Source organism: Microbacterium sp. PI-SA-G (assembly GCF_057215335.1).
The window spans coordinates 1051542-1078472 of the sequence record NZ_CM170103.1 but is presented as its reverse complement, the minus strand read 5'-3'; the positions used below and the strand labels follow the sequence as shown (position 1 = coordinate 1078472).

The following is a 26931-nucleotide window of genomic DNA, read 5'->3' as shown; positions in this document are numbered from 1 at the left end:
TGTTTAACGTACCCCTTCGGGGCACCCATGGATGCATATCTACAAGCAATTCCCAGCAAAGTCCAAGGTTGACCTTAGTGCGAATGCGAATTAATTAGCGATTCCTACAACGCGGGCTGCCTTCCCTGTCAGGACAAGGTGAAGGCCCTCAGACCTGGACGTCTGAGGGCCTTCGATTCGAGTGTGGAGTGCTCGTCACCATTGTACGACGTGGACCCATAGAACGCGGACTACCAATGTCGATGCGGAATTAGTTCGCGTCATTCTCTAACGCATTCTCGATTCGAGAAATGACTTTCCACCGATCCATCCACAGGGTGTGGAATTACACCAGTGCTTCGCGAACTGCTTCGGGCACCACAGGGGACAGGTGCTCACCCACGATGGTGCGCCGCCAAGCTCGGACCACACTGTCTGGATCGAAGCCTCGCTGGCCCTGCTTCCCTGGGCGGATCTGCACCCACATGCATGCGTCGATGACGGAGCGCTTGGTGTCGAAGTCGGCATCCAGGAAGGCCTGGGCCGGGTCAGGGGAGATCAGAATGGGCGTGAGGTGATCGGGGCCTGCCAGTGCAGCACGATCCCGTAGAGCGCTCGTGAGCCGATCCTGGGCCTTGGTCCTCGCGATCTGGTACCTGGCCCCGTCGATCAGTTCGTTGTCATAGTCGTGCTCCACGACGACGATGCGGGCTCGGGCGTCTTTGATCTCCTGCTCCAGCCGCTCGGCCTCGGAGGGATCGGCGGGCTTGGCCAGGAGATTCTCGACGTCGGGCTGACGGAGCCGCTGGGTGATCGAGTCGATCACTACATTGTCGATGGGCTCCATCGTGCGGATGCGCTTGCACTTCGGGCACGAGTATCGCTTGCCGTTAGAGGTCACGTGGACCTTGCACTCGAAGCACAGGTAGAGGCCGGAGCCCAGGTACTTACGCGCGGTGCCGGTGCGATTCGTCTTGCGTCGGTCGTCGGTCAGTCGAGCCTGCACGGCGTCGAAGATCGGCTCGGTCACCAAGGGCTTCCACGAGGTCTCCTCGGGGCCAGCGACGACGGCACCCTTGTACACCCGACGTCCGGCATAGCGAGGGTTGAGGAGAATCGTACGGACGCTGGATGGGTGCCACGGGCTACCAGTGCGGGTGTCGATGGCGTCGGCGTTCAGGCGGTCGGCGATGTGCGTCAGAGCCTTGCCGCGGTGGAACTCATCGAAGAGGCGACGGACGATCTTGGCCTCGTGCTTCTGGATCTTGCCATTGGTGTCGTAGCCGGTCAGCCGCGTGCCCTTCGGGACTCCGCCGTTGGTTGCGCGCTGGATGTTTGCTCGGGACTGACGCTCGCCCTTCCGGCGCACCTCGAAGCGAGCAATGGATGCGAGCATCGTGGCTCGGAACTCGCCGTCCGCCGTGGCGAGATCGATCTCGCCATCCAGGGTGACCAGCATCATGCCGTGGTCGATGAGCGTGTTCAGGTCCCGAGTTGATCGAACCACGCGGTCCAGATCCACGCCGATGACCACGTCGATCTCGTCGGAGCTGGCGAGCATCTGACCCCATGCCGTCTTCGCCCCGCGAGGCTTCGATGCCGTCACGTCATCGTCAATGAACGTCCCGGCGACCACCCAGCCGCGAGCCGTAGCCAGGGCGGTAGTGCGCTCGATCTGCCGGTCGATACCCAGGTCGTCGGTCTTGGACTGTCTCAGGTAGAGGGCTGCTCGTCTCGTGGCCATACCTCGATCATATGTTGTTCGACAACGTACCTGGGTGGAGTTCCGCTTCAACAACTGAGCTCGCGCGGGAGACTCCGTCCGCACTCAATCTGCACTGCCCGGGTTTTCGGAGCCGCTTCCACAAAGGTGGACGTTTGGAGTGTCGGGGTGCTTCCCGCGCGGCAGGCGGTCGACTTCGTGAAGCGCGCGGTGGAGTTCGTCACTGGGCTGGCGGCGTCTCATCGGGGCTTCGTCTACATGATCGGCTGACCCTGATGCATCGACGATCGCGTGATATCGTGCTTGATATCAAGCGAGGAGGTGATCAGCGCATGGCGTCCATCATCGTCCGCGGACTCGACGACTCGGTCAAGGAACGACTCGCTGCGCAGGCACGGAGCCACGGGCGTTCTATGGAGGCGGAGGTTCGTGACATTCTCACCAAGGCAGCGACCGGACCGCACATCGGCTTGGCACTCGCGCGGGCTGCTCGACAGGCGGGTGGCGCCGATGATCTCACGATCTCGGAGCGCAGCGATAGCGCGCGAGCGGTGGTCTTCGAGTGATCGTCCTCGATACGAACGTCATCTCCGAGGTCTTTCGGTCGACCCCGAACGGCCGGGTCATGGCGTGGCTCGAAGCACTGGTCGGCGACGTCGCAATCACCGCGGTGACGCTGGCGGAGCTGCTGGCAGGCGTGGCCCGACTCCCTGATGGTCGACGAAAGGACGAGTTGGCCGCTCGCATCGCAGAGGCGATCGAGCCCTTCCGCGGCAGTCGTTCGATTGTGGCCTTCGACGACGATGCCGCTTCTCACTATGCAGAAGTTCTGCTCGCGCGAGAATCCGCGGGGCTTCCGATCAGTGCATCGGACGCGCAGATCGCTGCCATCTGCCTCGCGCATGAAGCGACGTGCGCCACTCGCAACACCAGCGACTTCCTGCACACCGGAGTCGCCCTGATCAACCCGTGGGCGGTGTGACGTCTATCCCCGACGGTCGACGTCCTGGCTCAAGATCTCGGGCCAGGCTTCGACATCTTCCGGCGTGTGGGCGACCGTCAGGGTCGCGTGCGGGAGAAGCGCGGCGAGGGATTCGGCGGTCGAGAGCGGGTGTCCGGGATCACCCACCCACGCCAGGATCGTCGTCGGCACATCGATTCGCGCGACGGTCTCCGGGGCAGGTAGGTCGCTGAGCGCCGCGCCGCGAAGCAACGACGGCAGGAGAGCATCGGCGACGTCGGGCCAGGTCTCGGGCGTACCGACGGTGGCCGGGGGCGGTGTCGACCCGCGCGAAGCGGCGAGGAATGCTCCCACGCCGTCGGATTCGATGAGCGCAGCCGCTGATCGGTAGATCTCGGCTTGATCGGGTCTGGTCTTCCACGCGGTGGGCGGCACCATGAGTGTGAGCCCGGTGAAGCGGTCGGGTTCGATCGACGCAGCGTGCAGGAGAGTCGCCGCACCCATGGAGGGGCCGACCCCGTGAACGCGTTCGCCCGGGAACCAGTGATCGACCAGTCGCAGAAGGTCGTCGGCGAGGTTCTGCCAGCGGTAGTCCTCGGGGACCTGCCGTCCGGTCGACAGGCCATGGCCCCGCGCGTCGTACCGCAGCAGCCGAGTTCCGCTGAGCCATCGACCGAGGTCGAGATTGAGCACCCGATCGCGGGCTCGGCTCGATGTGAGGCCATGCAACTGGACGACCGGGTGTCCGCCTTCATCGCTCAGGGCGACAGCCAGCCCGGCTCCGGCTACCTCGAAAGTGGGCATCAGGCTCCTCGATCGGTGACTGATCGCATCGGCTCGGCAGTCGTGTCGAGTCTTCAGATTATCGGGGCGATAAGGTACTGCCCATGCGACTGACCAACGTCACGCACCTCCGCCTCCCGTTCGGACGGCTCTGGGGTTACGACGTCAGTGCGTCTGCGCTCGGACGCCGCCTCCCCGTGTCGTTCGATCAGCGACTCCATGTCGGTGCTGGCGATCGCCCCGGCTCCTGGATGGCGCTGTCCTTCCGCCTGCCTGCACCGACGCGTCGTGAGTCGATCGCCGATGCCTGGCTGGCTGTCGTCGCGCGCCACGGCACGCTGCGGACGGCATTCGCGCCCGGTGCAGATGGCGATCCCGTGCTTCACGAGATCGAGATCGGTCCAGGAAGCTGGGTCGAGCATGAGGTGGCCCCGGGACAGGCGGTCAACGACGCGTTGCGGAGCATTCTCGATGAGGCGTGTTCGCCGTACCGGAATCCTTCGCACCGGCTGTGTGTGTTGGAGACTGCTGCAGGGCTCACCGTCGTGATCGCAGCGGACCACGCGCACGTCGACATGTGGTCGATGTTGGTGATCGCGCGCGATCTGCTGTCTGCGCTCGACGCGGGGAGGGCAGGCGCGACACCGCTTCCGGCGCCGGCGCCGGCGTTCGTCGAACACACGCGAGCGCTGCTGGATCGGGATGCTGCGCCCGACCGCGTGCGTCAGCGATGGGAAGACATCATCGAAGGCAGCGGTGGCGTGCTGCCCCAGTTTCCGTTGCCCCTGGGCACGCCCGAGCCGCATCACGAGCGCGTGGAAGTGCGCGATGTGTTCGATGTCGATGATGCCGCCGCATTCGCTGCGCAGGCCCGAGACGACGGGGTCTCGACTCTCGCCCGCGCAGTGGTGGCGATGACCGCCGTGACCCGCGAGCTGGCGGGTAGCCCGCTACGAGCCGTGTTTCCCGTGCACAGCCGCTTCGAGGACCACTGGCATGACTCCGTCGGCTGGTTCATCACCAACTCCGTCCTCGAGTCGGACGTCGCCGAACCGCACGCGGCGGCGGCGGCGGTCAAAGAGGCGGTGCAACTCGGCGCCTGGCCGCTCGCGGATGTGCTCGCCCCGTGGGGCGGCATGCCGGTAGCCCCCGGGATGTTCGCGATCTCGTGGCTGGATCTGCGCAGGCTGCCTGTGCGAATCGACTCCGTCGGACTCGACGCCCAATACGTCAGCGCGGCGACCGACACCGACGGCGTCATGCTCTGGTTCATCCTGGACGAGTCGGGTCTGCACCTGAGATGCCGCTATCCCGACACGGCTGAGGCTCGAACCAACGTCGGTGGATGGCTTGACCTGCTCGTCGCCAGATTGCAGGCGGACGCGCGGTCTTCTGTGCGGGGACGCCTGCAGGTGGCGGGCCGGACCTTTCGGCTCGAGCGCGCGAACCGAGATGACATCGAGGCCATCGCAGCGCTGCTGTTCGATGATCCATTCGGCTCGGACCGCGAGAACGCCGAACTCGAGCGATACGAGGCGGCGTTCAGTGCGGTCGCTCGCGACAGTTCCCACTATCTGGGGGTCGTCCGCGACGACGCGGACCATGTGGTCGCCACGATGCAACTGACCGTCATCCCGGGCCTCTCGCGCGGTGGTTCCACCCGACTGCAGATCGAGGGACTGCGAGTTTCGACCGTGGAACGCTCACAGGGTCTGGGCACGGCGATGCTCGAGTGGGCACACGAATTCGGTCGTGCGCGGGGGGCGCGACTGGCACAGGTGGCCACGGACGAAGCACGGGATCGGACTCGCGCCTTCTATGCCCGGCTTGGATATCAGACTGCCCACGTCGGGCTGAAACGGGACATATAACGCGCCGCCCAGCGTCCGAGCACCGTCTCGGCCCCCGGTGGCCACGACAGCGGCGTACGCTGTGCGTGTTGCCGACCGAAGGATCCGCCGTGTCTGACCACAACGAACACATACCCGCCCAGGACGAGCCGTCGGTCCCGGAACTCGAACTCGATGAGACCATCGCGCCTCGCCCGGAGGAGGAGATCGCCGACGTCCTCCGCGCGAAACCCGACCTGGAAGAGCACATGTGACGACGATTGATGCGACCGCACTGCTGCGTGCCTACGACGAACAGCTGCGAACCGATGCCGAGACGCCGAGCGCGATCACCGAAACCTCTCTCGGTCCGCTTCGACTTGTGGACTTCGCGGGCGGGCGCGGCTTCGTGACCTATCGCGACCTTGGAGGCGCCGATGCCGAGCAGGTCCGTCGTCTCGTCGGTGCGACGCGGGGCTTCTTCGAGGCGGATCCCTCGATCACCCGGGTCGAGTGGAAGACGCGCGGGCACGATGACGCTCCGGGGCTTCATGACGCGCTTGTCGCCTTCGGCTTCGTACCGGGGGAACCGGAATCCATCATGATCGGCGAGGCTGGATCGCTCGTCGCTGATATTCCGCTGCCCGATGGTGTGACGATCCGGCAGGTGCACGACGAGCACGATGTCCGCGCGATGTGCGCGATGCAGGACCGGGCGTTCGGCGATGATGCCTCAGAGCACTATGCCGAGGCGATCCTGCGCCGGCTCGCGCGCGACGACGGAATGGAGCTGTGGGTTGCCGAAGCCGATGGCGTCTTCGTCGCTGCAGGACGTCTCGAGCCGGTCGCGGGGACCGATTTCGCGGGAATCTGGGGCGGCGCGACGCTGGACGAGTGGCGGGGCAAGGGCATCTATCGTGCGCTGACATCGGCGAGAGCGCGTTCTGCGTTGGCGCGCGGAAAGTCGCTCATGCACAGCGACTCCACGGAATTCTCACGCCCGATCCTCGAGCAGTCCGGCCTGATCAAGGTCTCGACGACGACGCCGTATCTTTGGCGCCGTTCTGACGTCGCCGCGTGAGTGTCTTCTCGTTCCACCTCGCGCCCCTGCCGGTCCTGCGCACCGTCACGGCGCTCTTCCGGGCGCCGAAAGCCCCCGGCCTGCGGCACATGGAGGTCCTCGCCGGGATGCGTCTCGGCGCGCCGGTGGTGTCGCTGCACCGCATGCAGCTGCATCGCGTGGCGGTGTTCGCGGAATGGGACGACGAGGCGGCGTTGCAGGGCTTCCTGACGCAGCATCCGTTCGGGCGGAAGCTCGAGGCGGGCTGGCACGTGCGGCTCGAGTTCGTGCGGCGATGGGGATCGGTGCGCGAATTCGCGTCGTTGCCCGACACCGCCGGACGCCTGGAACGCGACGAGCCGGTCGTGGCCGTGACCCTCGCCCGCATGCGACTGCCCGAGATTCCGCGCTTCATCCACTGGGGGCGCCCGGTGGAGAGTCAGGTGCGCGACCACCCCGCGACGACGCTCGCGATGGCGGCCATCCGGATGCCGCGCACGGTGTCGACGTTCTCGATCTGGACCAATACCTCCGCGATGACCGGGATGGTGTTCGGGCGTGACGACGGCGCTGCCGCACGGCGACACACCGATGCGATGGGGGAGCGGGACCGCCGCGACTTCCATCATGAGTTCACGACGCTGCGCTTCCGCGCGCTGTCCGAACACGGCTCCTGGGAGGGCCGGACGAACTTCGTTCCCTGGCCGTGATCCGGGGCCGCCCGCGCTGCGGTATACCGGTTTGCGTTAATAACGTGACGCGTTATACGGTTGGGGTGTGATCAGATCGTTCGGCAGCAGGAATACCGAGCGACTCTGGCGACGTGAGCGCGTGCCCTCGATTGATCCGCGGATCCTTCGTATCGCACTTCGGAAGCTGCGCCAGGTGGGAGCTGCGGAGTCCTTGGACGATCTACGAGTCCCGCCCGGCAATAGGCTCGAGGCGCTCAAAGGCGACAGAGCGGGTCAATACAGCATCAGAATCAATGACCAGTGGCGGATCTGCTTCGTGTGGACCGATGCTGGACCAGAGGAGGTGGAGATCGTTGACTATCACTGACAAGCTCGCGCCGATTCATCCGGGCGAAGTCCTCATGGCGGACTTCATCGAAGGATTTGGCATCACTCAGAACAAGCTCGCCGTCTCGATCAACGTGCCGCCGCGCCGGATCAACGAGATCGTTCACGGAAAACGTGCCGTCACTGCTGACACTGCGCTGCGACTCGGAAGATTCTTCGGAACCTCGGCCGAGTTCTGGCTCAACCTGCAGACGCATTACGACCTCGACTGTGCAGAAGATCGCCTCACGGGACAGATCGACGCCATCACGCCGCTTCGCGTCGCCTGAGCGGAGCCGCCCGTCTGCTCCGCCTCCTCGTGCGTCGGCGTCAGTCCAGCTGATCTAGCGCGCCCTGCGCCTCGTCGGCAGCGCGTTCGGCCGCGGCGAGGTCCTCCGCGGCATCTGCGCGTCGCTCGTCGGCGGTCGCGGCATCCGTTGCTGCCTGCTCGGCGTCCTTGCGCGTCTGAGCCAGCTCCGCCTCCAGCTCGGCGACCCGGGCGGCGAGCTCCTCGGCGCGAGCGATCGCGGACGCATGTGCCTTCTCGGCTTTCTGCTGCTCGCGCTCTGCCTGGGCACGCGCCTTCTCGGCTTCGCGCACGGCGTGCTCGGCCTCGCGGCGCCGGCGTCGGGCTCCGACCTCGTCGGCGTGCGCGGCCTTCACGACGGGAGCTCCGGGCGCGCCGCCGGCGACCACCATGCTCAGGTCGATCGTCGCGGACGGCTCGAGTTCGCGCACGAGTCGGCCGGAGGCGACGGCAGCCGCGGCATCCGGATCGAAGAACGCGGCCGAGATCGTCTGCTGCACGGCGTCGAGCGTCGAGGGCGTGATGCGCTCGCCGCGGGCCCGGGCGAGCTCGGCGGCGTTCTGAGCCAGGCGATGCGTGAGTGCCCGCCGCTCGCGTCCGAGCTTCGCCAGCGTCGCCGCGTCGAGGTCGGCCTGCGCCTCACGAAGCTCCTGCGCCAGCTGCAGCGCCTCGCCCAGCTGTTCGGCGCGCTCCCGAGCGAAGAGGTTCACGACGCCGGCGGCGACCGAGGGTTTGCGAAGCGCCTTGATGGCGGCGGTCAGGTCGGCACCGCTCGCCTCCTTGGCACGGGCGTCGCGGGTCTTCACGAAGTCGTCGGGTGCTGTCGCATAGAGCTCGGCGGCGATCGTGTCGAGCGTGGCATCCGCCATCATCGTCTCCGTCCTCCACTGGGCCGTGCGGCACGGTGCGCGTGCGGCACCGAGTCTAGGCCGCGCACGGGGACGCCGACATGCGCCGCACAGAGCCGGGCAGATACGCTGGATGCGGTCCGTTCGGCCGTCCCCTCGCTTCTGGGCCGTGAACGACGTGCCCGCTGACATCCCTGACAACGAACCCGCCGAGGAGAGTGCCGAGAAAATGGCCGACACCCAGATCTTCGAACCCGATGGCCGCGCGATCCCGTATGCCGTGGAGGGGCAGGGACCGGCGCTGGTGCTCATCGCCGGCAAGGGCCTCACGATCGACTATTTGGGGCTGCTCTCGCACTCGGTCTCGGAGGAGGACTTCCGCGTCGTGCGGATCGGCTCGCGCCGCCCCGCCGACGCCGCCGCCGATGACGCCGCCGTCTCGCTGCATGACCTCGCGCAGGATGTCGTCGATGTCATGGACCACGTCGCGGTGACCGATGCCTGGGTGGGCGGCCACGCGTTCGGCGGCTCGGTCGCGCGCGTCGTCGCACTCGACCACCACGACCGCGTGAACGGCGTGCTGCTGCTCGGCGTCGAAGCGTCCGAGCAGGCTGCCGACGCCTCCGCGGAGGTGCCCTCTCACCTGCGCGATGCCGAGGTCGAGGCGCTGCAGACCGCGGCCTGGGAAGCCCCGGCGCCGCTTGCCGAAGGACTCCCGGTGCTGATCATCCAGGGCACCGACGACCGCATCACGCCCCCGGCGAACGGCGAGGCCTTGCAGCAGGCCGCCCCCGACCGGGTCAGCGTCGTGTCGGTCGACGGCGGTGGTTACCTGTTCCCGTTCACCCACATGGGCGCGACGTCGTGGGCCATCGAGGACTACCTCGACTGGGACTGATCACGCGCCCCACCGCGCGCTGAATCCGAGACCGGAGAGACCCGGCTCTCGAGACAGGAAGACACGATGACCGCGACCCTCGTCGCCCAGAATCTGGCAGGCGGGTACGGGCACCGCATCCTGTTCGAGGGACTCGACCTCACGGTCGCGCCCGGAGACGTGGTCGGCGTCGTCGGCGTCAACGGCGCCGGCAAGTCCACCCTGCTGCGCCTGCTCGCGGGAGTCGACACCCCCGCCGCCGGTAGTGTCTCGCTCGCCCCCTCGGATGCGTTCGTGGGCTGGCTGCCGCAGGAGCACGAGCGCGTCGCCGGCGAGACCGTCGCCGAATACATCGGGCGCCGCACCGGCTGCGCGCAGGCGACCGCCGAGATGGATGCCGCGGCAGCCGCTCTCGCGGACCCGGAACTCGCACCCGCGGGGGAAGACCCCGGAGACGCCTACTCGACCGCGCTCGACCGGTGGCTCGCCAGTGGCGCGGCGGATCTCGACGATCGACTGCCGGCCGTGCTCGCCGAACTGGGGCTCGAGCTCGACGGCACCCCTGCCGACGCGATTATGACGGCACTGTCGGGTGGTCAGGCGGCACGTGTCGGTCTGGCCGCGCTGCTGCTGTCGCGCTTCGACATCGTGCTGCTCGACGAGCCGACCAACGACCTCGATCTCGACGGTCTGGAACGCCTCGAGGCGTTCGTGCGCGGACTGCGCGGTGGCGTCGTGCTCGTGAGTCACGACCGCGAGTTCCTGGCGCGCGCGGTGACGCGGGTGCTCGAGCTCGACCTCGCGCAGAACACGAACCGCGTGTACGGCGGCGGCTACGACGCGTATCTGGAGGAGCGCGCGACCCTGCGCCGGCACTTGCGCGAGAAGTACGACGAGTTCGCCGACAAGAAGGCCGATCTCGTGGGCCGCGCGCGCACGCAGCGGGAGTGGTCGAGTCAGGGCGTGCGCAACGCGATGAAGAAGTCGCCCGACAACGACAAGATCCGGCGTAAGGCTGCGACGGAGTCGAGCGAGAAGCAGGCGCAGAAGGTGCGCCAGATGGAGAGCCGGATCGCGCGGCTCGACGAGGTCGAGGAGCCCCGCAAGGAGTGGCAGCTGGAGTTCACGATCGGCTCCGCCCCGCGGTCGAGTGCGGTCGTGTCGACGCTGAGCGCCGCCGTGTTCCGGCAGGGCGATTTCACCCTCGGACCGCTCTCGCTGCAGGTCGACGCCGGGGACCGGATCGGAATCACCGGACCGAACGGGGCGGGCAAGTCCACCCTGCTGCGCGGGCTGCTCGGTCGACAGCATCCCGCCGAGGGCTCGGCGAGCCTCGGAGCGAGCGTGGAGATCGGCGAGATCGATCAGGCGCGGTCGCAGCTCACCGGAACGACCGCTCTCGCCGACGCGTTCGAGGCGCTGGTGCCGGAGATGGCATCGGGGGAGGTGCGCACGCTTCTGGCGAAGTTCGGCCTGCGCGCCGACCACGTCACGCGCCCGGTCGACGCCCTGTCGCCGGGCGAGCGCACACGTGCGGCGCTGGCGCTGCTGCAGGCGCGCGGGGTGAATCTGCTCGTGCTCGACGAGCCCACCAACCACCTCGACCTCGCCGCGATCGAACAGCTCGAGCAGGCGCTCGAGTCGTACGAGGGCACGCTGCTGCTGGTGACGCATGATCGACGGATGCTCGACACCGTGCGCATCGACCGGCGCTGGCAGGTCGAGCAGGGCCAGGTCACCGAACGCTGACGCGCTACCGGCCCTGACGCTCTACCGGCCCTGGCGCTTCTTGTAGGGCTTGGGCTGCCCCTTCACGATCGGCGCGCGCCCTCTGCCCTTCGACGCCTTGGCCTTGCCGCCGGCCGGAGCCGGCTTCTTCGCCACAGGTTCCGGTGCCCCGGCGATCGTCTCCCGCGCCTCGACCAGCAGCAGCTCGCCCACGGCAGTGAGCCGGGTGGTGCCCTCGCGGTGGATGACCGGGTGCCCGATCTCCTCTTCGATCTTGTCGATCGAGGTGTACAGGGAGGCCAGCGGAATCCCCAACGAGGCCGCGGCACGCGGGAAGTGCAGTTCGTCGGCGAGGACGACGAAACGGCGGAGCAGAGCGATCTTCACGGGAACCCTTCGATGCCCGACGCGGAGTGCGGGGCGTCTTCCAGGGTACGCGGTGGCGGATCCTGTCGTGGTTGCCGTTGAAGATCAGAGATCGCTGAAGTCGTTACCGCCGTTGCCGACACCGGTCACGATGTCGTCGACGATCTTCAGCTCGATGTATTCGACGCCGACCTCGCCGGGACGCGAGAGAGAGTTCGTTCCAGGCACCTCGCGCCGCTCGATGGAGAGATAGTCGGCGACTCCGTCTCCGTCTTCGTCCCAGCCCGGCACAGCGCCTGTGGCCATGGCCTCGTCGCGGGTGGAACCGAGTCCGACGCCGCTCTCCAGAACGACGGCCAGACCGGGAACCTCGGAGGGACCGAACGAGAGGGAGACTGTCGAACCGCTCGACACTGAGGCAGAGAGGGAGTCCCATCGGTAGAAGACGATGTCGTACGCCCCATCCGGCTGCTCGCGTTCCGGGCGTTCCCCCAACAATTCCTCGAGTGCCGACAACGTCTGGTCAGGTGCGTTGCGGGGCAAGAGTTCGCCTCCGTCGATTCGGATTCCGTCGACGGAGAGAGCCACGGTGTGCTGGGCGGCGGCAGGTGTCGGCGTCGACGTCCCGGTGGGCGCGACTGTCGGTGTGCTGCTCTCTGACGAGATGCTCGGCGTCGGCGACGCGGACGGCGTCGGTGTACAGGCCACCGTGCCGGTTGCGAGAGCAGTGAGGACGAGCACAGCGGCAATGGTCTTGAGCGAGCGATGGGTCACAACGAGAGCATACTGACGTCGACCGAGCCCGCAAGAACGGCGGATGCCGCGACCCACCGGGCCGCGGCATCCGAAAAGTCCCTGGGGTCAGTCGACCTGAGGCAGGACCGCGAAGGACACTGAGCCCTCGTCGTCGACGCCGGCGTCGAGGATCTTGTCACCGAGCGCAGAGGCGGCGGCCTCGTCGAGGAACAGACGGGTGCCCGAGACCTCGACGACCTGGTCCTGCGGCTCGGGATCTGCGGTGACGAGCACGGCGAGACGCGCTGCGGCACCCGGTTCCTGCTCCGCCGTGGAGTGGATGCGCAGCCCGGCGTCAGGCGCGTCGATCTGACGACTGACGAGCGTCGTGACGATGGCGGTGGCGTTGTCGGTGAGGGTGAGCATATGGCTCTCCTTCCGTTCGGGGCATGCCGCGGTCGCGGCACGTCCGGGCCACGATTCCTCAGTGAGAGGAGCGGATCAAGCCCAGCGCGCGGGTTCGGAGGAACCTCTCAAGAACACCGTCGCGTCGGCGTCAGGAACGCAGGCGCTTGCGCAGGAACACCTGCTCGGTGCCGTCGCCTTCGTCAACGCGCTCGCTGACGACGTAGCCGCAGCGCTCGTACAGCGCGATGTTGGCCGTGCTGAGACTGCCCGTGAACAGTTCGGCCTCCGCTGCGGAGGAGCGCTCTTCTGCGGCGGTGAGCAGCATGCGTCCGATGCCCTCGCCCTGCTGATCCGGTGCCACGGCGATCCGCCCGATCAGCAGGAGATCGCCATCGATGCGGTAGCGAATCGCGCCGACCAGCCGGTGTCCGTTGCGCGCGCCGAGGGACTCGCTGTCCCGTAGCTCCGCCGCGACCTGCTCGAGCGTCTGCGTGAGCGGCGGCATGTCGGCACTGCCGTAGATCTGGGCCTCCGACACGAACGCCGCGCGCTGGAGGGTCATCACCTCCCCGGCATCCGCCTCGGTGAGCGGATCGATGGTGACCTCGGTGTTCGGTTTCGCAGTGCTCATCGTTCTCCTTCCGGGTGCCACCTTCCGGGCAGGCGGCTGACCGTGTCAACCCCCTCGGGCAGCGGCCGATCAGACGCTAACGTCGGGGCCATGGCTGAGAAGACGAACACGAAGACGACCACCAAGTCCGCCTCGACATCGCGGGGGTCCAAGACCACCGGACGCCAGAACGCGGAGCGTGGTTTCACCGCATCGAAGGAACTCGCCGGCAACCTCCAGGTGGTTCTGGTCGACCTGCTCGAGCTCGCGCTGCAGGGCAAGCAGGCGCACTGGAACGTCGTCGGACAGAACTTCCGCGACACCCACCGCCAGCTCGACGAGATCATCGACGAGGCACGCGCCTTCAGTGACACCGTCGCGGAGCGCATGCGCGCACTTCATGCGGTGCCGGACGGGCGCAGCGCCACCATCGCCGCGAAGACCTCGCTGCCGGAGTTCCCGGCGGGGGAGGTCTCGACGTCCGAGACGATCGACCTGATCACCGAGCGTCTCGACGCGACCGTCGCCACGATGCGCGGTGTGCACGATGATGTCGACGAGGAAGACCCCACGTCCGCCGACATCCTGCATGCGGTCATCGAGCGACTCGAGCAGTTCGCGTGGATGGTGAGCGCCGAGAACCGGACCCCCGCGGGGCGCTGACCCGGGTCAGCTCCCGTCGGGATCGCTGTTCCGATCGGGGTCGCTGCTCTGGAAGCTGCGCCGCACGAAGTGCGGCAGTGCCAGCCAGAGCAGCGCCACCCCGATCACCGATGCGATCAGGGCGATGACACCGGCGGCGCGGTTGACCGTGAAGTCGATGATCAGCGCCGTGACGCCGGTGGTCAATGCGGCGATCACGATCAGGTCGGCGCGCACGATGCGTGCGGCCACACGCACGAGCTCGGGCTTGCGTCGGCGTCCGAACAGCGCACGGTGCATCACGACAGGGGCGAGCGCCAGGATGGTGGCGAGTGCAGCGAGGATCACCAGCACGACATAGGCGTCGCGCTGCAGCTCGTCCATGTCCTCGAAGCGCGGCTGGAACGCGACGGCGAGCAGGAATCCGGTGAGGATCTGCGTGCCGGTCTGCATCACCCGCAGCTCCTGCATCAGCTCTTCCCAGTTGCGGTCGGCGCGCTCGTTCCTCGTCTCGTCGCGTCCGTCGCGGCGGGCGTCGTGGCCAGCGTGGTCGACCGGGTCGGGCAGGGCATCAGTGCTCATGGGTCCAGTCTCGGGGCGAGGTTCTCGGGTGTCCAGGCTCTTGCGTCGGTGGCGTTCGGAGTGTCATTCGGCGGTGGGGGCCGCGTCTGTGTTCTCTTCGCGCAGGCGCGGTTCAGTGCGGCGCTCGGGGCGTAGGCCGGTCTTGTCGGCGTAGAAGGCGCGGATACGATTCATGTCGCCCTTCACGTCGCCCGTGAGCTCGAGTGTGGGGCCGAGGCCGCTGGTCATCGTGGTGCGGTCGACGAAGCCGAGCGTCACCGGCATGCCCGTCTCGCGGGCGATGCGATAGAACCCCGACTTCCAGTATTCGTTGCCGCCGCGGGTGCCGTCAGGGGTGATGACGAGGCCGAACACGTCGCCGGCATGCACCTGGCTGACGACCTCGGCCACGACCCGTCCGGGATCGGCGCGGTCGACGGCCACGCCGCCGATGCGTCGCATGACGGGTCCGCGCCAACCGCGGAACAGGCTCTTCTTGCCCAGCCAGTGCACGTCGATGCCGAGACGCCACGAGATCGCCAGCATCAGGACGAAGTCCCAGTTGGAGGTGTGCGGGGCGCCGATCAGGATCGTCGGCCGGGTCGGCACGGCGTCGTGCCCGACCAGCGTCCAGCGGCTGAAGGCCCAGAACAGGCGGGCGAGGGATCGTCGGAGCATGCCTCAACCGTAGGCGATCGGGCGTGTGTCGACCGCTCGACGCGGACGTCGTCTGAGCGGCGACGCCACTGCCCCAGGACAGGCGTAGCATCGAGAGATGGATAAAACGGAGCAGGATGTTCCCGAGCAGGATGCGCCCCATGGGCTCGCGCCGCTGCCTGGTGCCCTGAACCTGCTGGATGACGCTGCCGCGGGCTACTGCAGCGGCGGCGTCTGCCACTTCCCGGCTCCGAAGAAGCCGTAAGCAGCAGACGCCGCGCCGGGAGCGGATCAGAGGATCCGCCCGTGGTCAGTGACCGCCGTGGAACTCTCCGCCCGCGTCGTCGGCGGGCTTGTGGATGAACGGGCTCAGCGCCACGGTCGCGAGCGAGATGATCGCCGCGATCAGGAACGCCATTCGAGCACCCGGGGCGCCGGCCGCAGCGGTCGAGAGACCTTCCTGCTCACCGGCGTGCAGGATCGAGGAGTACGTCACCAGGAGCAGCGCGACACCTGCGGCGCCACCGACCTGCTGCAGCGTGTTCAGCACGGCGGAACCGTGCGAGTACAGGCGGCGGGGGAGGGATCCGAGCGAGGCGGAGAACAACGGCGTGAACGACATCGCCAGACCGACCGACATGGCCGTCTGCACGATGATCAGGACCCACCAGACCGTGTGCTCGCCGACCGTGGAGTAGTAGAACAGTGCGGACGACACCAGGATCGTGCCGGGGATGAGCAGCGGGCGCGTGCCGCGTGCGTCGTAGACACGGCCCATGACCGGACCGAGCAGACCCATCAGAAGCGAACCGGGCAGCAGGATCAGACCGGCCTGAAGCGGGTCGAGCCCGGCGACGTTCTGCAGGTACTGCGGCAGCAGGGTGAGCGTGCCGAACATCGACAGCGCCAGGATCGACATGATGATGACGGACATCGTGAAGTTGCGCGAACGGAAGACGCGCAGGTCGAGCAGAGCGTCGTCGGCGCGCTGCAGCAGGAGCTGACGCCAGACGAACAGTCCAAGCGAGACGGCGCCGACGACCAGGGAGAGGATGCCGGCGGTCTGACCGGATCCGCCCTCGCCGCCGAACTGGCTGAGGCCGAAGACGACGCCGCCGAATCCGAGTGCGGCGAGTGGGATCGAGAGCACGTCGAGCGGAACCTTGCGGGTCTCGCCGAGGTTCGTCATCCACTTCACACCCATCGCGAGGGCGATCAGGGCGATCGGAAGGATGATGGCGAACAGCGCACGCCAGCTCGCGACGTGCAGGACGGCGCCGGCGAGGGTCGGGCCGATGGCGGGGGCGAGCGAGATCACGAGGCCGACGCGGCCCATCATGCGACCGCGCGACTGCGGCGGCACGACGTTCATGATGGTCGTCATCAGCAGCGGCATCATGATTCCCGTGCCGGCGGCCTGGATCACGCGTCCGCCGAGGAGCACGGCGAAGCCCGGGGCGAGCAGGCAGACCAGCGTGCCGATCGAGAAGGCGATCATGGCCGCGGCGAACACCTGGCGGGTCGTGAACCGCTGCAGGATGAAGCCGGTCGTCGGGATGACGACGGCCATCGTCAGCATGAACGCGCTGGTCAGCCACTGTCCGAGCTCGGGCGGGATGCCCAGGTCGGTGTTGAGATGCGGGATCGCGATCCCCATCGTGGTTTCGTTCAGGATCGCGACGAAAGCGGCGACGAGCAGCAGCCAGATGACCCGCATATCGGATCGGGAGATGGTGCCGGCCGCGGGAGCGGGGGTCTTGATCGTACCGGTATCGACGGCAGACATACGGCCTCCTGGGCGCGAGAGAAAAGGGGGAGGAGCGCGAGAGTGCGCGGGGACCACTCAGCGTAACGGCGCTGTCAGACATTTCATTCCCGTCTCAGGGGAATCTCTCGGCCGCGCTTGCTTGCGGCGCTATTCTCGGCGGCGCTTTTCTCGGCGAAGGGAAGCCGAGCCGGTGTCGCAGGGGATGACTACGCTGGCGGGATGAGCATGGGTGGTGGGATGGGCGGCGGACCGCGCGGCGGCTTCCGTGGGGTGGACGAGGCGGCGCAGCGCCGCGAGAACGCCGACGCTCCGCGCATCCCCGGACTCGGCAGTCGCGTGATCGCGCTGTTCAGCGCCTACCGCATGCGCATCGTCTTCACCGGCATCCTGGTGGTCGTGGGTGCCGCGATCGCCGTGGTCCCGCCCCTGCTCGTGCAGCGCATCTTCGACGACGCGCTGTTCCCGGTCGATGGCAGCGGCCCTCAGATCCCGCTGCTGATCTGGCTCGTGTCGATCATGGTCGGGCTGTTCCTGTTCTCGGCCGTGCTGGGCGTAGGCCAGACGTGGTTGACCTCGACGGTCGGCAACAGCGTCACCGGCGACCTGCGCGTGCGTCTGTTCGAGCACCTGCAGGCGATGGAGCTCGGCTTCTTCACCCGTACCAAGACCGGAGTGATCCAGTCGCGTCTGCAGAATGACGTGGGTGGGGTGTCAGGCGTCCTGACCAACACGGTGACCAGCATCCTCGGCAACGTGGTCACGGTCATCGCGTCGCTGGTCGCGATGATCCTGATCGACTGGCGTCTCACGTTGATCGCCGTCGTCATGATGCCGTTCCTGATCATCGTGCAGCGTCGTGTCGGACAGGTGCGCGCGCGCATCGCCGGCGAGACGCAGGAGTCGCTGTCGGAGCTCACCACCATCACGCAGGAGACCCTGAGCGTGTCGGGAATGCTGCTGTCGAAGGCGTTCAACCGGCAGCGCACCGAGTCGGCGCGCTACCAGGCCGAGAACCGCAATCAGGTCCGGTTGCAGGTGCGCCGGGCGATGAGCGGTCAGGGGTTCTTCGCGGTGGTCCAGGTGCTGATGGCGAGCGTCCCGGCGGTGATCTACCTGGTCTCCGGCTACCTGATCTCGGGCGGGGCGGGCGCGATCACGGCGGGCACCGTCGTGGCGTTCACCACCGTGCAGGCGCGGCTGCTGCAGCCCCTGATGGGACTGATGCGGGTCTCGCTCGACCTGCAGACGTCGTCAGCGCTGTTCGCGCGCATCTTCGAGTACCTCGACCTGGTGCCGGAGATCTCGGATGCTCCCGACGCGATCCGCGTCGACCAGGCGCCGGGGCCGCGGGGCCGCATCGAGTTCGCCGACGTCGTGTTCCGCTACCCGGATGCGGGCGACGACGCGCGCCCGACCCTGCAGGGCATCTCCTTCACCGCCGAGCCGGGTCAGCACGTCGCCTTCGTCGGGCCCTCTGGCGCGGGAAAGACCACGGTCCTCTACCTCGCGCCGCGGCTGTACGAGGCCCACAGCGGATCAGTGCTGTTCGCCGGTGCCGATGTGCGCACCCTCACGCAGGAGTCCATCATCGACGACGTCGGCATCGTCTCGCAGGAGACGTATCTGTTCCACGCGACGATCCGCGAGAACCTGCTGTATGCCAAGCCCGATGCCACTGAAGCCGAACTCATCGCCGCCTGCACCGCCGCGAACATCCATCACATCATCGCCGGGTTCGAGGACGGCTACGACACCGTGGTCGGCGAGCGAGGCTACCGGCTCTCCGGCGGCGAGAAGCAGCGCATCGCCATCGCCCGCGTGCTGCTGAAGGATCCGCCGGTGCTGCTGCTCGACGAGGCGACGTCAGCGCTCGACACGGTGTCGGAGCGCGTGGTGCAGGTGGCTCTCGATGAAGCGGCCCGCGGCCGCACCACGCTGTCGATCGCGCATCGGCTCTCCACCGTCATGGGCGCCGATGTCATCCACGTGCTCGAGGCCGGGTTGATCGTCGAGTCGGGCACGCACGCCGAGCTCCTCGCCCGGGGCGGTCTCTATGCCGAGCTCGCCGCGCAGCAGGTCGCGGCGTCACGCGTACTCACGACCGAGGCCGTCGTCGAAGAGCAGGTCACCGGCGGGGTGCGGGCGGCGTTCGCCGACCGACGTGCCGACCGGGCACCCGCCGACTCGGCCGGTGCCGATGCCGTGGCCACCCTGACCGCATCGGTGCCGTTGCTGGATCAGCCGCGTCCCGACGAGCGGGTGTATCCGCACGAGGCCTGACCGCATCGGATCGGAGTGAAGCCTCAGTGCACCGACAGGCCGCCATCGACGAACAGCGAGTGGCCCGTGATGTAGCTCGACCCGACGCCGGCGAGGAACACCACAGCGCTGGCGAAGTCCTCCGGCACACCGTTGCGTCCGATCATGGTGCGCGCAGCGAGGTCGGCGACCTTCTGCGGATCCTGCTGCAGCCGCGCGTTCAGCGGGGTGAGCACGAAGCCGGGCACGAGCGTGTTGCTCGTGACGCCGGTGCCGCCCCACGCCTCGGCCTCCGAGCGCATCAGCGACTCCACCGCGCCCTTCGAGGCGCCGTAGACGCCGCTCGAGACGAATGCCCGGTGCGCCTGCTGCGAGCTGATGTGGATGAGGCGGCCGAAGCCGCGGGCCGCCATCCCGACCGCGAAACGCTGCCCGAGCAGGAAGGGGGCGAGGGCGTTGACCGTCATCGTCGCGTCCCAGTCCTCCTCCGTGATCTCGGCGTAGGGCGGGCGGATGTTGATGCCGGCGGAGTTGACTAGGATGTCGGGTTCGCCGAACGGCTCGAGCGCGGCGGCCGCGACGGCGTGGATGCCCGCGCGGGTGCTGAGGTCGCCGACGACACCGGCCGCGCGGCATCCGTGGGTCTGCAGCTCGGCGACGGTCTCGGCGATGCGCTCCTCGCCGCGCGCGACGATCACGGTGGATGCACCGGCCCGGGCGAGGGCGGTCGCGATGCCGCGGCCGATGCCCGAGCTGCCGCCCGTCACGACGGCCGTGCGGCCTTCGAGGGAGAAGAGGTCGGAGAGGTATGCGTTCACGGTTCTGCTCTCGGTTCCGCTCTCACCACGCCAGCGCGGCGGCGAGCGTCGGGTCGGGAAGGGCGTCGGCGTGCTCGGGGAGAGCACGGAGTTCAGCGATGAAGGCGTCGACCTCGATCGCATACGACGGGTCGGCGTGCGCGTGCGCGATCTCGAGCAGCGGGGGGATGTCCATCGCCAGGATCAGGTCGAGTCTCGCGGTCACTGCCGCGCGAGCCCCCGCGTCGTGCAGCACGTGGATCCCGCCGCGCAGCGCCCCGATGTAGTCGCGCAGCACGGACAGCTGCGCCTTGCTCTGCGTGATCGAGGTGCCGTCGGCGCGCACGCGCCAGCGCACGACCACGTCGGGGATCACGTCGAAGGCACGAGCACGCGTGTACATCAGCTGCGCGACGATCTGGTCCTCGTACGCCACTCCCTCGGGGAAGCGCAGGTCGTGCCACAGCTCGGTGCGGCTGATCTTCGACCACGAGACGATGTTCGCGGACGCCTGCGGGTGCTCCGCGAGTGTGGTGCGCAGGCGCTCCGGAGCGGTCGCGGCGGCCACCCAGGGCTGCACGCGGCCGGCGACGTAGTCATCGCCCTGCAGTCGTGTGCGCACGTAGGCGCCGGCCACGAAGTCACTTCCGGTGCGGGCGAGCGTGCCCGTGAGACGGGCGAGAGCGGTGGGGGTGAGCTCGTCATCGGCATCGAGGAAGCCGAGCAGAGGGGTGTCGACGAGATCGAGGGCGACGTTGCGGGCGGCCCCGAGGCCGCGAGACGCGTCGTGCTGCACGAGGGTGAACCGCCGGTCGGTGGCCGCGGCGTCGGCGAAGATCCGACCGGTGCCGTCGGTCGAGCCGTCGTCCACGAGGACGGCACGCCATCGGGGCTCGGTCTGTGCACGCAGCGAGGCGAGCGCGGCGGGGGCGAAGGGGGCGATGTCCCGCCCGGGGACGATCATCGTCACGATCGGGTCGGATGCGGTCACGAGCCGATTCTAGGCCGACGCGGTCAGCCCGAGACCGCCCGCACGGCGTCGGCGACGAGCGCGGCGAGGCGCTCGGGAGCATCGTCGGGCAGCGGTTCTCGCCCGAACGTGAAGCGCACCGAGGTCTGGGCGACCTCGGGCGGGATGCCGCACGCGATCAGCACGTGGGAGGGCTCGTCGCTGCCGGCCGCGCACGCGGACCCGCTGGAGGAGATCACGCCGCGTCGTTCGAGCTCGAGGAGCACCGCCTCGCCGCTGGTTCCCGCGAAGGTGAAGCTCGCGGTGGCGGGCAGTCGGCGCTGCGGATCGCCCGTCAGTTCCGCCTGGGGCACAGCGGCCAGCACCGCGCGGACGAACCGCGCGGTGGCCGCTCCGACACGAGCGACGGTCTCATCGCGTTCAGCCGTGGCGAGGCGCAGGGCCGTCGCCAGCCCGACGGCGCCGGCCACGTTCTCGGTGCCCGAACGTCGCCCCCGCTCCTGACCGCCCCCGTGCAGCAGCGGCTCGAGTGCGACGCGGCCGCGCACGGCGAGCGCCCCGATGCCCTTGGGTGCGCCGAGCTTGTGTCCGGCGATCGAGATCGCGTCGGCGCCGGTGCCGGTGAGATCGAGCCATCCGGCCGACTGCACCGCGTCGAGGTGCAGCGGCACGCGGCGCTCACGGGCGACCGCGGCGAGGTCCGCAGCATTCTGCACGGTGCCGATCTCGTTGTTCGCGTGCCCGAGCGAGATGACCGCCGTGTCGTCGCGAACGGCAGCGTCGAGAGCCGCCGGGGTGATGCGCCCGGCGCTGTCGACCGCCACCGCGGTCATCGTGACGTCGTGGAATCGGCGCAGGTACTCCGCGGATTCGAGGATCGACTCGTGCTCGACGGGGGAGACCACGACGTGCCGCCGACCGCGCGCGAGCGCCGCCAGCGTGATGCCCTTGATCGCGAGATTGTTCGCCTCGGTGCCTCCCGCCGTGAAGATGACATCTCCCGTGCGCATACCCAGCACCGCCGCGACTTCCGCCCTGGCCTGATCCAGTGCGCTCGCCGCAGCCTCGCCGGCCGTGTGGTGACTCGAGGGATTGCCGAACACCCCGGTCAGGAAGGGGCGCATCGCGTCGAGCACCTCCGCCCGCACCGGAGACGTCGCGGCGTGATCGAGGTAGAGCATCAGGAGATCCGCACATCCAATCCGAGGTCGAGCGCGCGGGCCGAATGCGTCAGCGCCCCCACCGAGATCACGTCGACGCCCGTCGCGGCGATCTCGCCCACGGTCTCGAGCGACACCCCACCCGACGCCTCGACGGTCGCCCGCCCGGCGATGAGAGCGACGCCTGTGCGCAGGTCAGCCAGTGAGAAGTTGTCGAGCAGCACGGTGTGTGCGCCGCCATCGAGCACCGCGTCGATCTGGTCGAGTCGGTCGACCTCGACCACGACATGTGTGGTGTGAGGCAGACGTGACCGCGCGTCGCGCAGCGCAGACGCCACATCGATGCCCGACCGTGTGAGCACGGCGAGGTGGTTGTCCTTCGCCATCACCGCGTCGGAAAGGGAGGCGCGGTGGTTGCGCCCTCCGCCCGACAGCACCGCATGCCGCTCGAACGCGCGCAGACCCGGCGTGGTCTTGCGGGTGTCCGCGATGCGGGCTGAAGTCCCCTCGACCGCGCGCACGTACGCGGCGGTAAGCGTCGCGATCCCGCTCATGCGCTGCGTGAAGTTGAGAGCGACGCGCTCGGCGGTCAGGATGCTGCGGGCGGAGCCGCTGACAGAGGCCAGCACATCGCCCGCGGCGAAGGCGTCACCGTCTCCCGCATGCAGATCCACCACGACGCCCGGGTCCGTCAGAGTGAAAGCGGCGGCGAACACCTCGCCGCCGCTGAAGACCCCGGCTTCGCGCGCGACGAGGTCGGCGGTCGCGGCGGCGTCGGCGGGGATCAGCGTGGTGCTGGTGAGGTCGCCCCACGGAGCATCCTCCTCGAGGGCAGCGCCGACGACGCGGGTGAGGGTGGCGGGCGTGAGCATCAGACGGTCTCCAGGAGTGGTGCTTCGACGGACTCGGTGCGGCGGAAGTGCGCGCCGACGGATGCGGTGCGCGCGAGGGCGGCCGCGACGGTGGCCTCGGCGAGCAGGAGCAGATTCGCGTCCTCGTGCTCCGCGACCGTCAGCGGAGAGGGCGCGGTCGCACGCCACGCCCGTAGGGTGTGCTGCGCGTCGAGGAGCCCCTCGTCGGTGCGGATGAGCCCGACCTGATCCCACATCAGCCGCTGCAGTGCCTTCCGCGAGAAGGCGTCCCGCCCCTCACCGAGGTTCCGGTCGCAGTTGTTGCCGCTCGCGGACGTCGCAGGCGGCGCGAATCGCGACCGGAACGCCGGGGTGGATGCCGATGGCCAGGGTCGAGCCACGGCTGCGGCGGCACGCGCACCGAAGACCGCGCCCTCGAGCAGCGAGTTCGAGGCGAGCCGGTTCGCGCCGTGCACACCCGTGCGCGCGGTCTCGCCGACCGCGAAGAGACCGAGGAGCGTGGAGCGTCCGTCGAGATCCGTGCGGATGCCGCCCATCAGGTAGTGCGCGGCGGGCGTGACCGGCACCGGCTCACGCGACCAGTCGAAGCCGCGCTCACGAGTGACCCGGTTGATCGTCGGGAACCGCTGCGCCAACTGCTGCGCGCCGAGCATCGTGGCGTCGAGTCGCACGGGCGAGCCCTGGGCCGCGGACTGACGTGCGATCGCCCGGGCCACCACGTCGCGCGGGGCCAACTCGCCGTCCGGATGCACGTCGAACATGAACCGGCGTCCGGCGTCGTCGACCAGCGTCGCGCCCTCGCCCCGCACGGCCTCCGAGACGAGGAAGGCCGGACCCGCGCCCAAGATCGTCGGGTGGAACTGCACGAACTCCAGGTCGTCGACCGCGGCTCCCGCCCGCAGAGCGGCGGCGATCCCGTCACCGGTGATGCCGACAGGATTCGTCGTGTGCGCGTACAGGTGACCGGCCCCGCCCGTGGCCAGAATCACGGCGTCGGCATCGAGCGCGCGCGTGCGTCCGTCGCGCAGGATCCGGATGCCGCGCACGACCCCGTCCGCCACGATCAGCTCCTGCAGGACGGCGTGCTCCACGACGGTGATGCCTGCCGCGCGCACCGCGAGAGCAAGGGCGTGCGCGATCGCGGCTCCCGTGGCATCCCCGCCCGCGTGCACGATGCGCGCGTGGCTGTGTGCCGCCTCGCGCCCGAGCAGCAGCGCGCCGTCTGCGCCGCGGTCGAAGGCGACGCCGCGTGAGATCAGCTCCGCGATGCGCGCGGCTCCATCGGCGACGAGCACGTCGACCGCCGCGAGGTCCGAGAGTCCCGCGCCCGCCGTGACCGTGTCGGCGGCGTGCTGCGCGGCCGAGTCACCGGGCCCGTAGACCCCGGCGACGCCACCCTGCGCGTACCCGGTGCTGCCCTCGCCCGTCGCCCCCTTCGTGACGACCGTGACCGTGTGTCCGGCCTCGTGCGCGTGCAGGGCGGCGGTGAGACCCGCGATGCCCGACCCCACGACGATCGCGTGCATCACGCACCGACCGCGACGGGCGGCTTCGCGGCGAGCATCCGCTCCAGTGCCACGCGGGCGGGATCGGCGACGTCGACGCTCACGGTGATCCGGTTCGGGGTGCGGCCGGCCACGAGCTCCTCCAGCACCCACGCGAGGTAGCCGGGGTGGATGCGGTACATCGTGGAGCACGGGCAGACGACCGGGTCCAGGCAGAAGATCTCGTGCTGCGGATACTGTGCGGCGAGCCGGCGCACGAGGTTGATCTCGGTTCCCACCGCGAACGAGGTCGGCTCCGTGGCCGCGTCGATCGCCCGGCGGATGTACTCGGTCGACCCGGCCTCGTCCGCGGCATCCACGACCTCCATCGGGCACTCGGGGTGCACGATGACGCGGACGCCCGGGTGCTCGATGCGCGCCTGGTCGATCTGCGCGACGGTGAAGCGCCGGTGCACCGAGCAGAATCCGTGCCAGAGGATCACGCGCGAGTCGACCAGTTCCTCGGCGCTCGAGCCGCCGAGCGGACGACGCGGGTTCCACATCGGCATCTGCTCGAGCGGCACGCCCATCGCCTTGGCGGTGTTGCGACCGAGGTGCTGGTCGGGGAAGAACAGCACTCGACGGCCGCGCGCGAACGCCCACTCGAGCACGGTCTGCGCGTTGGAGGACGTGCAGACGATCCCGCCGTGCCGCCCCACGAAGCCCTTGATCGCCGCGGAAGAGTTCATGTACGTCACCGGCACGACCGGTACCCGCCCGTCGGCATCCACGGCGTCGAGGTCCCCGAGCACGTCGGCCAGTTGCTCCCAGCAGTCCTCGACCTGGTCGATGTCGGCCATGTCGGCCATCGAGCACCCGGCGGCGAGGTTCGGCAGGATCACGGCCTGTTCCGGGCCCGAGAGCAGGTCGGCTGTCTCGGCCATGAAGTGCACGCCGCAAAACACGATCGCCTCGGCATCCGGCCGATCCTTCGCGGCCGTCGCCAGCTGGAACGAGTCGCCGACGTAGTCCGCGTGGCGCACGACCTCTTCACGCTGGTAGAAGTGCCCGAGGATCACGACGCGCTCGCCGAGGGTGGCCTTGGCGGCGCGGACGCGCGCGTCGAGCTCCTCCTCGGACGCGTCGCGGTAGGTCGCCGGAAGCTCGCCCTGGCGCGGTGCTCCGGTCGGGATGACGTCGCCCATCGACGAGCCGGGTCCGTAGCCGGGGCGCACGTCGAAGTCCCAGGGGCCGGCGGCGAGGTCGGTCGTGCACGTGGCGTCGGTCGAGACGCCGGCGACGATGTCCTGGATCGCGTGGTCGACGGAGGCGTCCGTAGGACGAACAGACGGCGTGGGGACGACGGTGATGCTCATCGGGTGCTCGTTTCTTCGGAGCCGAGCGGGCCGCGGTCGGCCAGCTCGACATCGGTGTTATAGCGGTAGAGGCGTGCGGGGCGGTGGTTGCCGGTGCGGAAGCGGTCGGTCGGCAGGAGATTCCCCGTCGACTCCACCTGCCGACGGAAGTTCGCCGGGTCCAGGTGTCGGCCGAGGATCGCCTCGTAGGCCTCGCGCAGCTCGGCGAGTGTGAACTCCGCGGGCAGGAAACCGTGGGCGACGCGGCTGTAGCCGACCTTGTTGCGCAGCCGCCAGAGCGCATACTCGATGATCTGGGCGTGGTCGAAGGCGAGGGGCGGCAGGTCGTCGAGGTCGAACCACTGCACGTTCTCGGGGGCGCGGCCGGATGCCAGGTGCGCGGCGCTCTGCGCGACGACGTCGTCCTGGCGCAGTAGCGCCCAGTAGACGATCGACACGACGCGCGTGGGGGAGCGGTCGACGGCGCCGAAGGCGTAGAGCTGCTCCAGGTAGCTCGGAGCGAGGCCCGTGGTCTCGGCCAGCGTGCGCGCGGAGGCGTCGACGGGTGATTCGGCCGCGGTCAACCAGCCGCCGGGAAGCGCCCACCGGTCGGCGAACGGCTCGCGTGTGCGGCGCACGAGCGGCAGGGACAGCTGCGTCTCGCCCGTCGCCGACGCGCGCAGCGTGAGGATCACCGTCGACACGGCGACGCGGATCTCCTCAGTTCGAGTCATAGACACCTTAACCTCCGCTTCGATCTTAGTGTCATGCCGACCCTTAGTGCGCGCAGATGACGTCATATGGTGACAGGCGCCGCCGAACTCGCCGAGATCGGCTCTCGTCGCGACGGAGCATCCCGCTAGACTGAGCGCACAACTGAAGACAGGCCGAATGACCCCCGCGGGAGAGCCCCGGCGAACGCAGCCGGGCACCGAAGGAGCAAGCCTCCCCGCCAATCTCTCAGGTATGCGTACCGCGCGGTTCCGGCCACTCTGAAAAGCGATCCCGATGTCATCGGGGTCCGCCGACGGTGAAAGCCCCGCCTCCGCGCACGGGTGAAACTCTCAGGCCCATGACAGAGGGGGAGTTCCGAGGGACAGCCGTATCGCTGTGCCGCCCGACCGCACGGGAGAA

30 protein-coding genes and 2 riboswitches are annotated in these 26931 nt (G+C 68.7%); of the genes, 13 read left to right on the top strand and 17 right to left on the bottom strand.

Going from position 1 to position 26931, the window contains the following annotated elements; translation table 11 throughout:
- Positions 1-325: 325 nt before the first annotated feature.
- Positions 326-1774 carry a recombinase family protein gene (locus tag AC2D10_RS05370; protein WP_484710948.1) on the bottom strand — a complete coding sequence of 483 codons (1449 nt, stop codon included), beginning with the start codon at positions 1772-1774 and terminating at the stop codon, positions 326-328.
- A gap of 260 nt (positions 1775-2034) precedes the next feature.
- Between AC2D10_RS05370 and AC2D10_RS05365 the strand changes: the two genes are divergently transcribed.
- Together AC2D10_RS05365 and AC2D10_RS05360 are read left to right on the top strand one after the other, a co-directional pair.
- A complete protein-coding gene (locus AC2D10_RS05365; protein WP_484710946.1) occupies positions 2035-2268 on the top strand; it encodes a FitA-like ribbon-helix-helix domain-containing protein in 234 nt (77 codons plus the stop codon).
- Positions 2265-2684: a PIN domain-containing protein gene (locus AC2D10_RS05360; protein WP_484710945.1), complete on the top strand. Its 420-nt coding sequence runs from the start codon at positions 2265-2267 to the stop codon at positions 2682-2684. The genes AC2D10_RS05365 and AC2D10_RS05360 overlap by 4 nt, the downstream gene beginning before the upstream one ends.
- Positions 2685-2687: 3 nt before the next feature.
- Here AC2D10_RS05360 and AC2D10_RS05355 read toward each other — a convergent pair whose 3' ends face one another.
- Positions 2688-3467, bottom strand: a complete 780-nt coding sequence (locus AC2D10_RS05355) for an alpha/beta fold hydrolase (protein WP_484710943.1) — start codon at positions 3465-3467, stop codon at positions 2688-2690.
- A gap of 83 nt (positions 3468-3550) precedes the next feature.
- On the opposite strand from AC2D10_RS05355, the gene AC2D10_RS05350 reads away from it, so the two are divergent.
- The 6 genes from AC2D10_RS05350 to AC2D10_RS05325 all read left to right on the top strand — a co-directional run bounded on the left by AC2D10_RS05350 (position 3551) and on the right by AC2D10_RS05325 (position 7683).
- On the top strand, positions 3551-5317 hold the full coding sequence (locus tag AC2D10_RS05350) for a GNAT family N-acetyltransferase (RefSeq protein ID WP_484710942.1): 1767 nt from the start codon (positions 3551-3553) through the stop codon (positions 5315-5317).
- Positions 5318-5406: 89 nt separating this feature from the next.
- A complete protein-coding gene (locus AC2D10_RS05345; protein ID WP_484710940.1) occupies positions 5407-5550 on the top strand; it encodes a hypothetical protein in 144 nt (47 codons plus the stop codon).
- Positions 5547-6356, top strand: a complete 810-nt coding sequence (locus tag AC2D10_RS05340; protein ID WP_484710939.1) for a GNAT family N-acetyltransferase — start codon at positions 5547-5549, stop codon at positions 6354-6356. Before AC2D10_RS05345 ends, AC2D10_RS05340 begins: the two co-directional genes overlap by 4 nt.
- Positions 6353-7045 carry a hypothetical protein gene (locus tag AC2D10_RS05335; RefSeq protein WP_484710938.1) on the top strand — a complete coding sequence of 231 codons (693 nt, stop codon included), beginning with the start codon at positions 6353-6355 and terminating at the stop codon, positions 7043-7045. Before AC2D10_RS05340 ends, AC2D10_RS05335 begins: the two co-directional genes overlap by 4 nt.
- Before the next feature lie 67 nt (positions 7046-7112).
- Positions 7113-7394, top strand: a complete 282-nt coding sequence (locus AC2D10_RS05330) for a type II toxin-antitoxin system RelE/ParE family toxin (RefSeq protein WP_484710937.1) — start codon at positions 7113-7115, stop codon at positions 7392-7394.
- On the top strand, positions 7381-7683 hold the full coding sequence (locus tag AC2D10_RS05325; protein ID WP_484710935.1) for a HigA family addiction module antitoxin: 303 nt from the start codon (positions 7381-7383) through the stop codon (positions 7681-7683). Before AC2D10_RS05330 ends, AC2D10_RS05325 begins: the two co-directional genes overlap by 14 nt.
- 40 nt (positions 7684-7723) lie before the next feature.
- On the opposite strand, the gene AC2D10_RS05320 is transcribed toward AC2D10_RS05325, so the two are convergent.
- Positions 7724-8572 carry a transposase gene (locus tag AC2D10_RS05320; protein WP_484710934.1) on the bottom strand — a complete coding sequence of 283 codons (849 nt, stop codon included), beginning with the start codon at positions 8570-8572 and terminating at the stop codon, positions 7724-7726.
- A 145-nt stretch (positions 8573-8717) separates the two neighbouring features.
- Between AC2D10_RS05320 and AC2D10_RS05315 the strand changes: the two genes are divergently transcribed.
- Together AC2D10_RS05315 and AC2D10_RS05310 are read left to right on the top strand one after the other, a co-directional pair.
- Entirely contained in the window at positions 8718-9446 is a 729-nt protein-coding gene (locus AC2D10_RS05315) for an alpha/beta fold hydrolase (protein WP_484710933.1), read from the top strand.
- A gap of 66 nt (positions 9447-9512) precedes the next feature.
- Positions 9513-11174, top strand: coding sequence for an ABC-F family ATP-binding cassette domain-containing protein (locus AC2D10_RS05310; protein ID WP_484710931.1), 1662 nt, complete (start codon positions 9513-9515; stop codon positions 11172-11174).
- A gap of 21 nt (positions 11175-11195) precedes the next feature.
- Here the strand turns inward: AC2D10_RS05310 and AC2D10_RS05305 are convergent, their stop codons facing one another.
- The 4 genes from AC2D10_RS05305 to AC2D10_RS05290 all read right to left on the bottom strand — a co-directional run bounded on the left by AC2D10_RS05305 (position 11196) and on the right by AC2D10_RS05290 (position 13293).
- Positions 11196-11540 carry a LysR family transcriptional regulator gene (locus AC2D10_RS05305; protein WP_484710930.1) on the bottom strand — a complete coding sequence of 115 codons (345 nt, stop codon included), beginning with the start codon at positions 11538-11540 and terminating at the stop codon, positions 11196-11198.
- A gap of 84 nt (positions 11541-11624) precedes the next feature.
- Positions 11625-12293 (bottom strand): hypothetical protein, encoded by a 669-nt coding sequence (locus AC2D10_RS05300; RefSeq protein WP_484710929.1) that lies wholly within the window; start codon positions 12291-12293, stop codon positions 11625-11627.
- 87 nt (positions 12294-12380) lie between these two features.
- The gene (locus AC2D10_RS05295) at positions 12381-12680 is read right to left on the bottom strand and encodes a Fe-S cluster assembly protein HesB (protein ID WP_484710928.1); all 300 of its coding nucleotides are present in this window, start codon (positions 12678-12680) and stop codon (positions 12381-12383) included.
- A gap of 130 nt (positions 12681-12810) precedes the next feature.
- On the bottom strand, positions 12811-13293 hold the full coding sequence (locus tag AC2D10_RS05290) for a GNAT family N-acetyltransferase (RefSeq protein WP_484710927.1): 483 nt from the start codon (positions 13291-13293) through the stop codon (positions 12811-12813).
- Positions 13294-13383: 90 nt separating this feature from the next.
- On the opposite strand from AC2D10_RS05290, the gene AC2D10_RS05285 reads away from it, so the two are divergent.
- Positions 13384-13935, top strand: a complete 552-nt coding sequence (locus tag AC2D10_RS05285; RefSeq protein WP_484710926.1) for a Dps family protein — start codon at positions 13384-13386, stop codon at positions 13933-13935.
- 6 nt (positions 13936-13941) lie between these two features.
- Here the strand turns inward: AC2D10_RS05285 and AC2D10_RS05280 are convergent, their stop codons facing one another.
- On the bottom strand, positions 13942-14496 hold the full coding sequence (locus tag AC2D10_RS05280; RefSeq protein WP_484710924.1) for a DUF6328 family protein: 555 nt from the start codon (positions 14494-14496) through the stop codon (positions 13942-13944).
- Between the two features lie 63 nt (positions 14497-14559).
- Complete coding sequence (locus AC2D10_RS05275; RefSeq protein ID WP_484710923.1) at positions 14560-15153, bottom strand: 1-acyl-sn-glycerol-3-phosphate acyltransferase; 594 nt, start codon at positions 15151-15153, stop codon at positions 14560-14562.
- A 97-nt stretch (positions 15154-15250) separates the two neighbouring features.
- Here AC2D10_RS05275 and AC2D10_RS05270 point away from each other — a divergent pair, with 97 nt between their 5' ends.
- Positions 15251-15397: a hypothetical protein gene (locus AC2D10_RS05270; RefSeq protein ID WP_484710922.1), complete on the top strand. Its 147-nt coding sequence runs from the start codon at positions 15251-15253 to the stop codon at positions 15395-15397.
- 45 nt (positions 15398-15442) lie between these two features.
- Here AC2D10_RS05270 and AC2D10_RS05265 read toward each other — a convergent pair whose 3' ends face one another.
- On the bottom strand, positions 15443-16918 hold the full coding sequence (locus AC2D10_RS05265; RefSeq protein ID WP_484710920.1) for an MDR family MFS transporter: 1476 nt from the start codon (positions 16916-16918) through the stop codon (positions 15443-15445).
- Between the two features lie 207 nt (positions 16919-17125).
- Here AC2D10_RS05265 and AC2D10_RS05260 point away from each other — a divergent pair, with 207 nt between their 5' ends.
- On the top strand, positions 17126-19180 hold the full coding sequence (locus AC2D10_RS05260) for an ABC transporter ATP-binding protein (RefSeq protein ID WP_484711809.1): 2055 nt from the start codon (positions 17126-17128) through the stop codon (positions 19178-19180).
- Between the two features lie 23 nt (positions 19181-19203).
- On the opposite strand, the gene AC2D10_RS05255 is transcribed toward AC2D10_RS05260, so the two are convergent.
- Genes AC2D10_RS05255 through AC2D10_RS05225 form a run of 7 tightly spaced genes read right to left on the bottom strand, consistent with a single transcriptional unit; the run spans position 19204 to position 26531 of the window.
- On the bottom strand, positions 19204-19977 hold the full coding sequence (locus tag AC2D10_RS05255) for an SDR family NAD(P)-dependent oxidoreductase (RefSeq protein ID WP_484710919.1): 774 nt from the start codon (positions 19975-19977) through the stop codon (positions 19204-19206).
- A gap of 22 nt (positions 19978-19999) precedes the next feature.
- On the bottom strand, positions 20000-20947 hold the full coding sequence (locus AC2D10_RS05250; protein ID WP_484710917.1) for a glycosyltransferase family 2 protein: 948 nt from the start codon (positions 20945-20947) through the stop codon (positions 20000-20002).
- Between the two features lie 23 nt (positions 20948-20970).
- A complete protein-coding gene (locus AC2D10_RS05245; protein WP_484710915.1) occupies positions 20971-22107 on the bottom strand; it encodes a cysteine desulfurase family protein in 1137 nt (378 codons plus the stop codon).
- Entirely contained in the window at positions 22107-22958 is an 852-nt protein-coding gene (gene nadC / locus AC2D10_RS05240) for a carboxylating nicotinate-nucleotide diphosphorylase (protein WP_484710913.1), read from the bottom strand. Before nadC ends, AC2D10_RS05245 begins: the two co-directional genes overlap by 1 nt.
- A complete protein-coding gene (gene nadB, locus AC2D10_RS05235; RefSeq protein WP_484711808.1) occupies positions 22958-24484 on the bottom strand; it encodes an L-aspartate oxidase in 1527 nt (508 codons plus the stop codon). The genes nadC and nadB overlap by 1 nt, the downstream gene beginning before the upstream one ends.
- On the bottom strand, positions 24484-25818 hold the full coding sequence (nadA, locus tag AC2D10_RS05230; RefSeq protein ID WP_484710912.1) for a quinolinate synthase NadA: 1335 nt from the start codon (positions 25816-25818) through the stop codon (positions 24484-24486). The genes nadB and nadA overlap by 1 nt, the downstream gene beginning before the upstream one ends.
- Complete coding sequence (locus AC2D10_RS05225) at positions 25815-26531, bottom strand: NUDIX hydrolase (protein ID WP_484710911.1); 717 nt, start codon at positions 26529-26531, stop codon at positions 25815-25817. The genes nadA and AC2D10_RS05225 overlap by 4 nt, the downstream gene beginning before the upstream one ends.
- Positions 26532-26688: 157 nt before the next feature.
- A riboswitch (glycine riboswitch) is annotated at positions 26689-26783 on the top strand.
- A gap of 1 nt (position 26784) precedes the next feature.
- Positions 26785-26883: riboswitch (glycine riboswitch) on the top strand.
- The last annotated feature ends 48 nt before the right edge of the window (positions 26884-26931 follow it).

Excerpts from the sequence above, each read along its gene's own strand:
- AC2D10_RS05365 (WP_484710946.1), top strand. The coding sequence starts at position 2,035 with ATGGCGTCCATCATCGTCCGCGGACTCGACGACTCGGTCAAGGAACGA.
- AC2D10_RS05355 (WP_484710943.1), bottom strand. The coding sequence starts at position 3,467 with ATGCCCACTTTCGAGGTAGCCGGAGCCGGGCTGGCTGTCGCCCTGAGC.
- AC2D10_RS05350 (WP_484710942.1), top strand. The coding sequence starts at position 3,551 with ATGCGACTGACCAACGTCACGCACCTCCGCCTCCCGTTCGGACGGCTC.
- AC2D10_RS05320 (WP_484710934.1), bottom strand. The coding sequence starts at position 8,572 with ATGATGGCGGATGCCACGCTCGACACGATCGCCGCCGAGCTCTATGCG.
- AC2D10_RS05310 (WP_484710931.1), top strand. The coding sequence starts at position 9,513 with ATGACCGCGACCCTCGTCGCCCAGAATCTGGCAGGCGGGTACGGGCAC.
- AC2D10_RS05295 (WP_484710928.1), bottom strand. The coding sequence starts at position 12,680 with ATGCTCACCCTCACCGACAACGCCACCGCCATCGTCACGACGCTCGTC.
- AC2D10_RS05290 (WP_484710927.1), bottom strand. The coding sequence starts at position 13,293 with ATGAGCACTGCGAAACCGAACACCGAGGTCACCATCGATCCGCTCACC.
- AC2D10_RS05285 (WP_484710926.1), top strand. The coding sequence starts at position 13,384 with ATGGCTGAGAAGACGAACACGAAGACGACCACCAAGTCCGCCTCGACA.
- AC2D10_RS05280 (WP_484710924.1), bottom strand. The coding sequence starts at position 14,496 with ATGAGCACTGATGCCCTGCCCGACCCGGTCGACCACGCTGGCCACGAC.
- AC2D10_RS05275 (WP_484710923.1), bottom strand. The coding sequence starts at position 15,153 with ATGCTCCGACGATCCCTCGCCCGCCTGTTCTGGGCCTTCAGCCGCTGG.
- AC2D10_RS05270 (WP_484710922.1), top strand. The coding sequence starts at position 15,251 with ATGGATAAAACGGAGCAGGATGTTCCCGAGCAGGATGCGCCCCATGGG.
- AC2D10_RS05265 (WP_484710920.1), bottom strand. The coding sequence starts at position 16,918 with ATGTCTGCCGTCGATACCGGTACGATCAAGACCCCCGCTCCCGCGGCC.
- AC2D10_RS05260 (WP_484711809.1), top strand. The coding sequence starts at position 17,126 with ATGGGTGGTGGGATGGGCGGCGGACCGCGCGGCGGCTTCCGTGGGGTG.
- AC2D10_RS05245 (WP_484710915.1), bottom strand. The coding sequence starts at position 22,107 with ATGCTCTACCTCGATCACGCCGCGACGTCTCCGGTGCGGGCGGAGGTG.
- nadC (WP_484710913.1), bottom strand. The coding sequence starts at position 22,958 with ATGCTCACGCCCGCCACCCTCACCCGCGTCGTCGGCGCTGCCCTCGAG.
- nadB (WP_484711808.1), bottom strand. The coding sequence starts at position 24,484 with ATGCACGCGATCGTCGTGGGGTCGGGCATCGCGGGTCTCACCGCCGCC.
- nadA (WP_484710912.1), bottom strand. The coding sequence starts at position 25,818 with ATGAGCATCACCGTCGTCCCCACGCCGTCTGTTCGTCCTACGGACGCC.
- AC2D10_RS05225 (WP_484710911.1), bottom strand. The coding sequence starts at position 26,531 with ATGACTCGAACTGAGGAGATCCGCGTCGCCGTGTCGACGGTGATCCTC.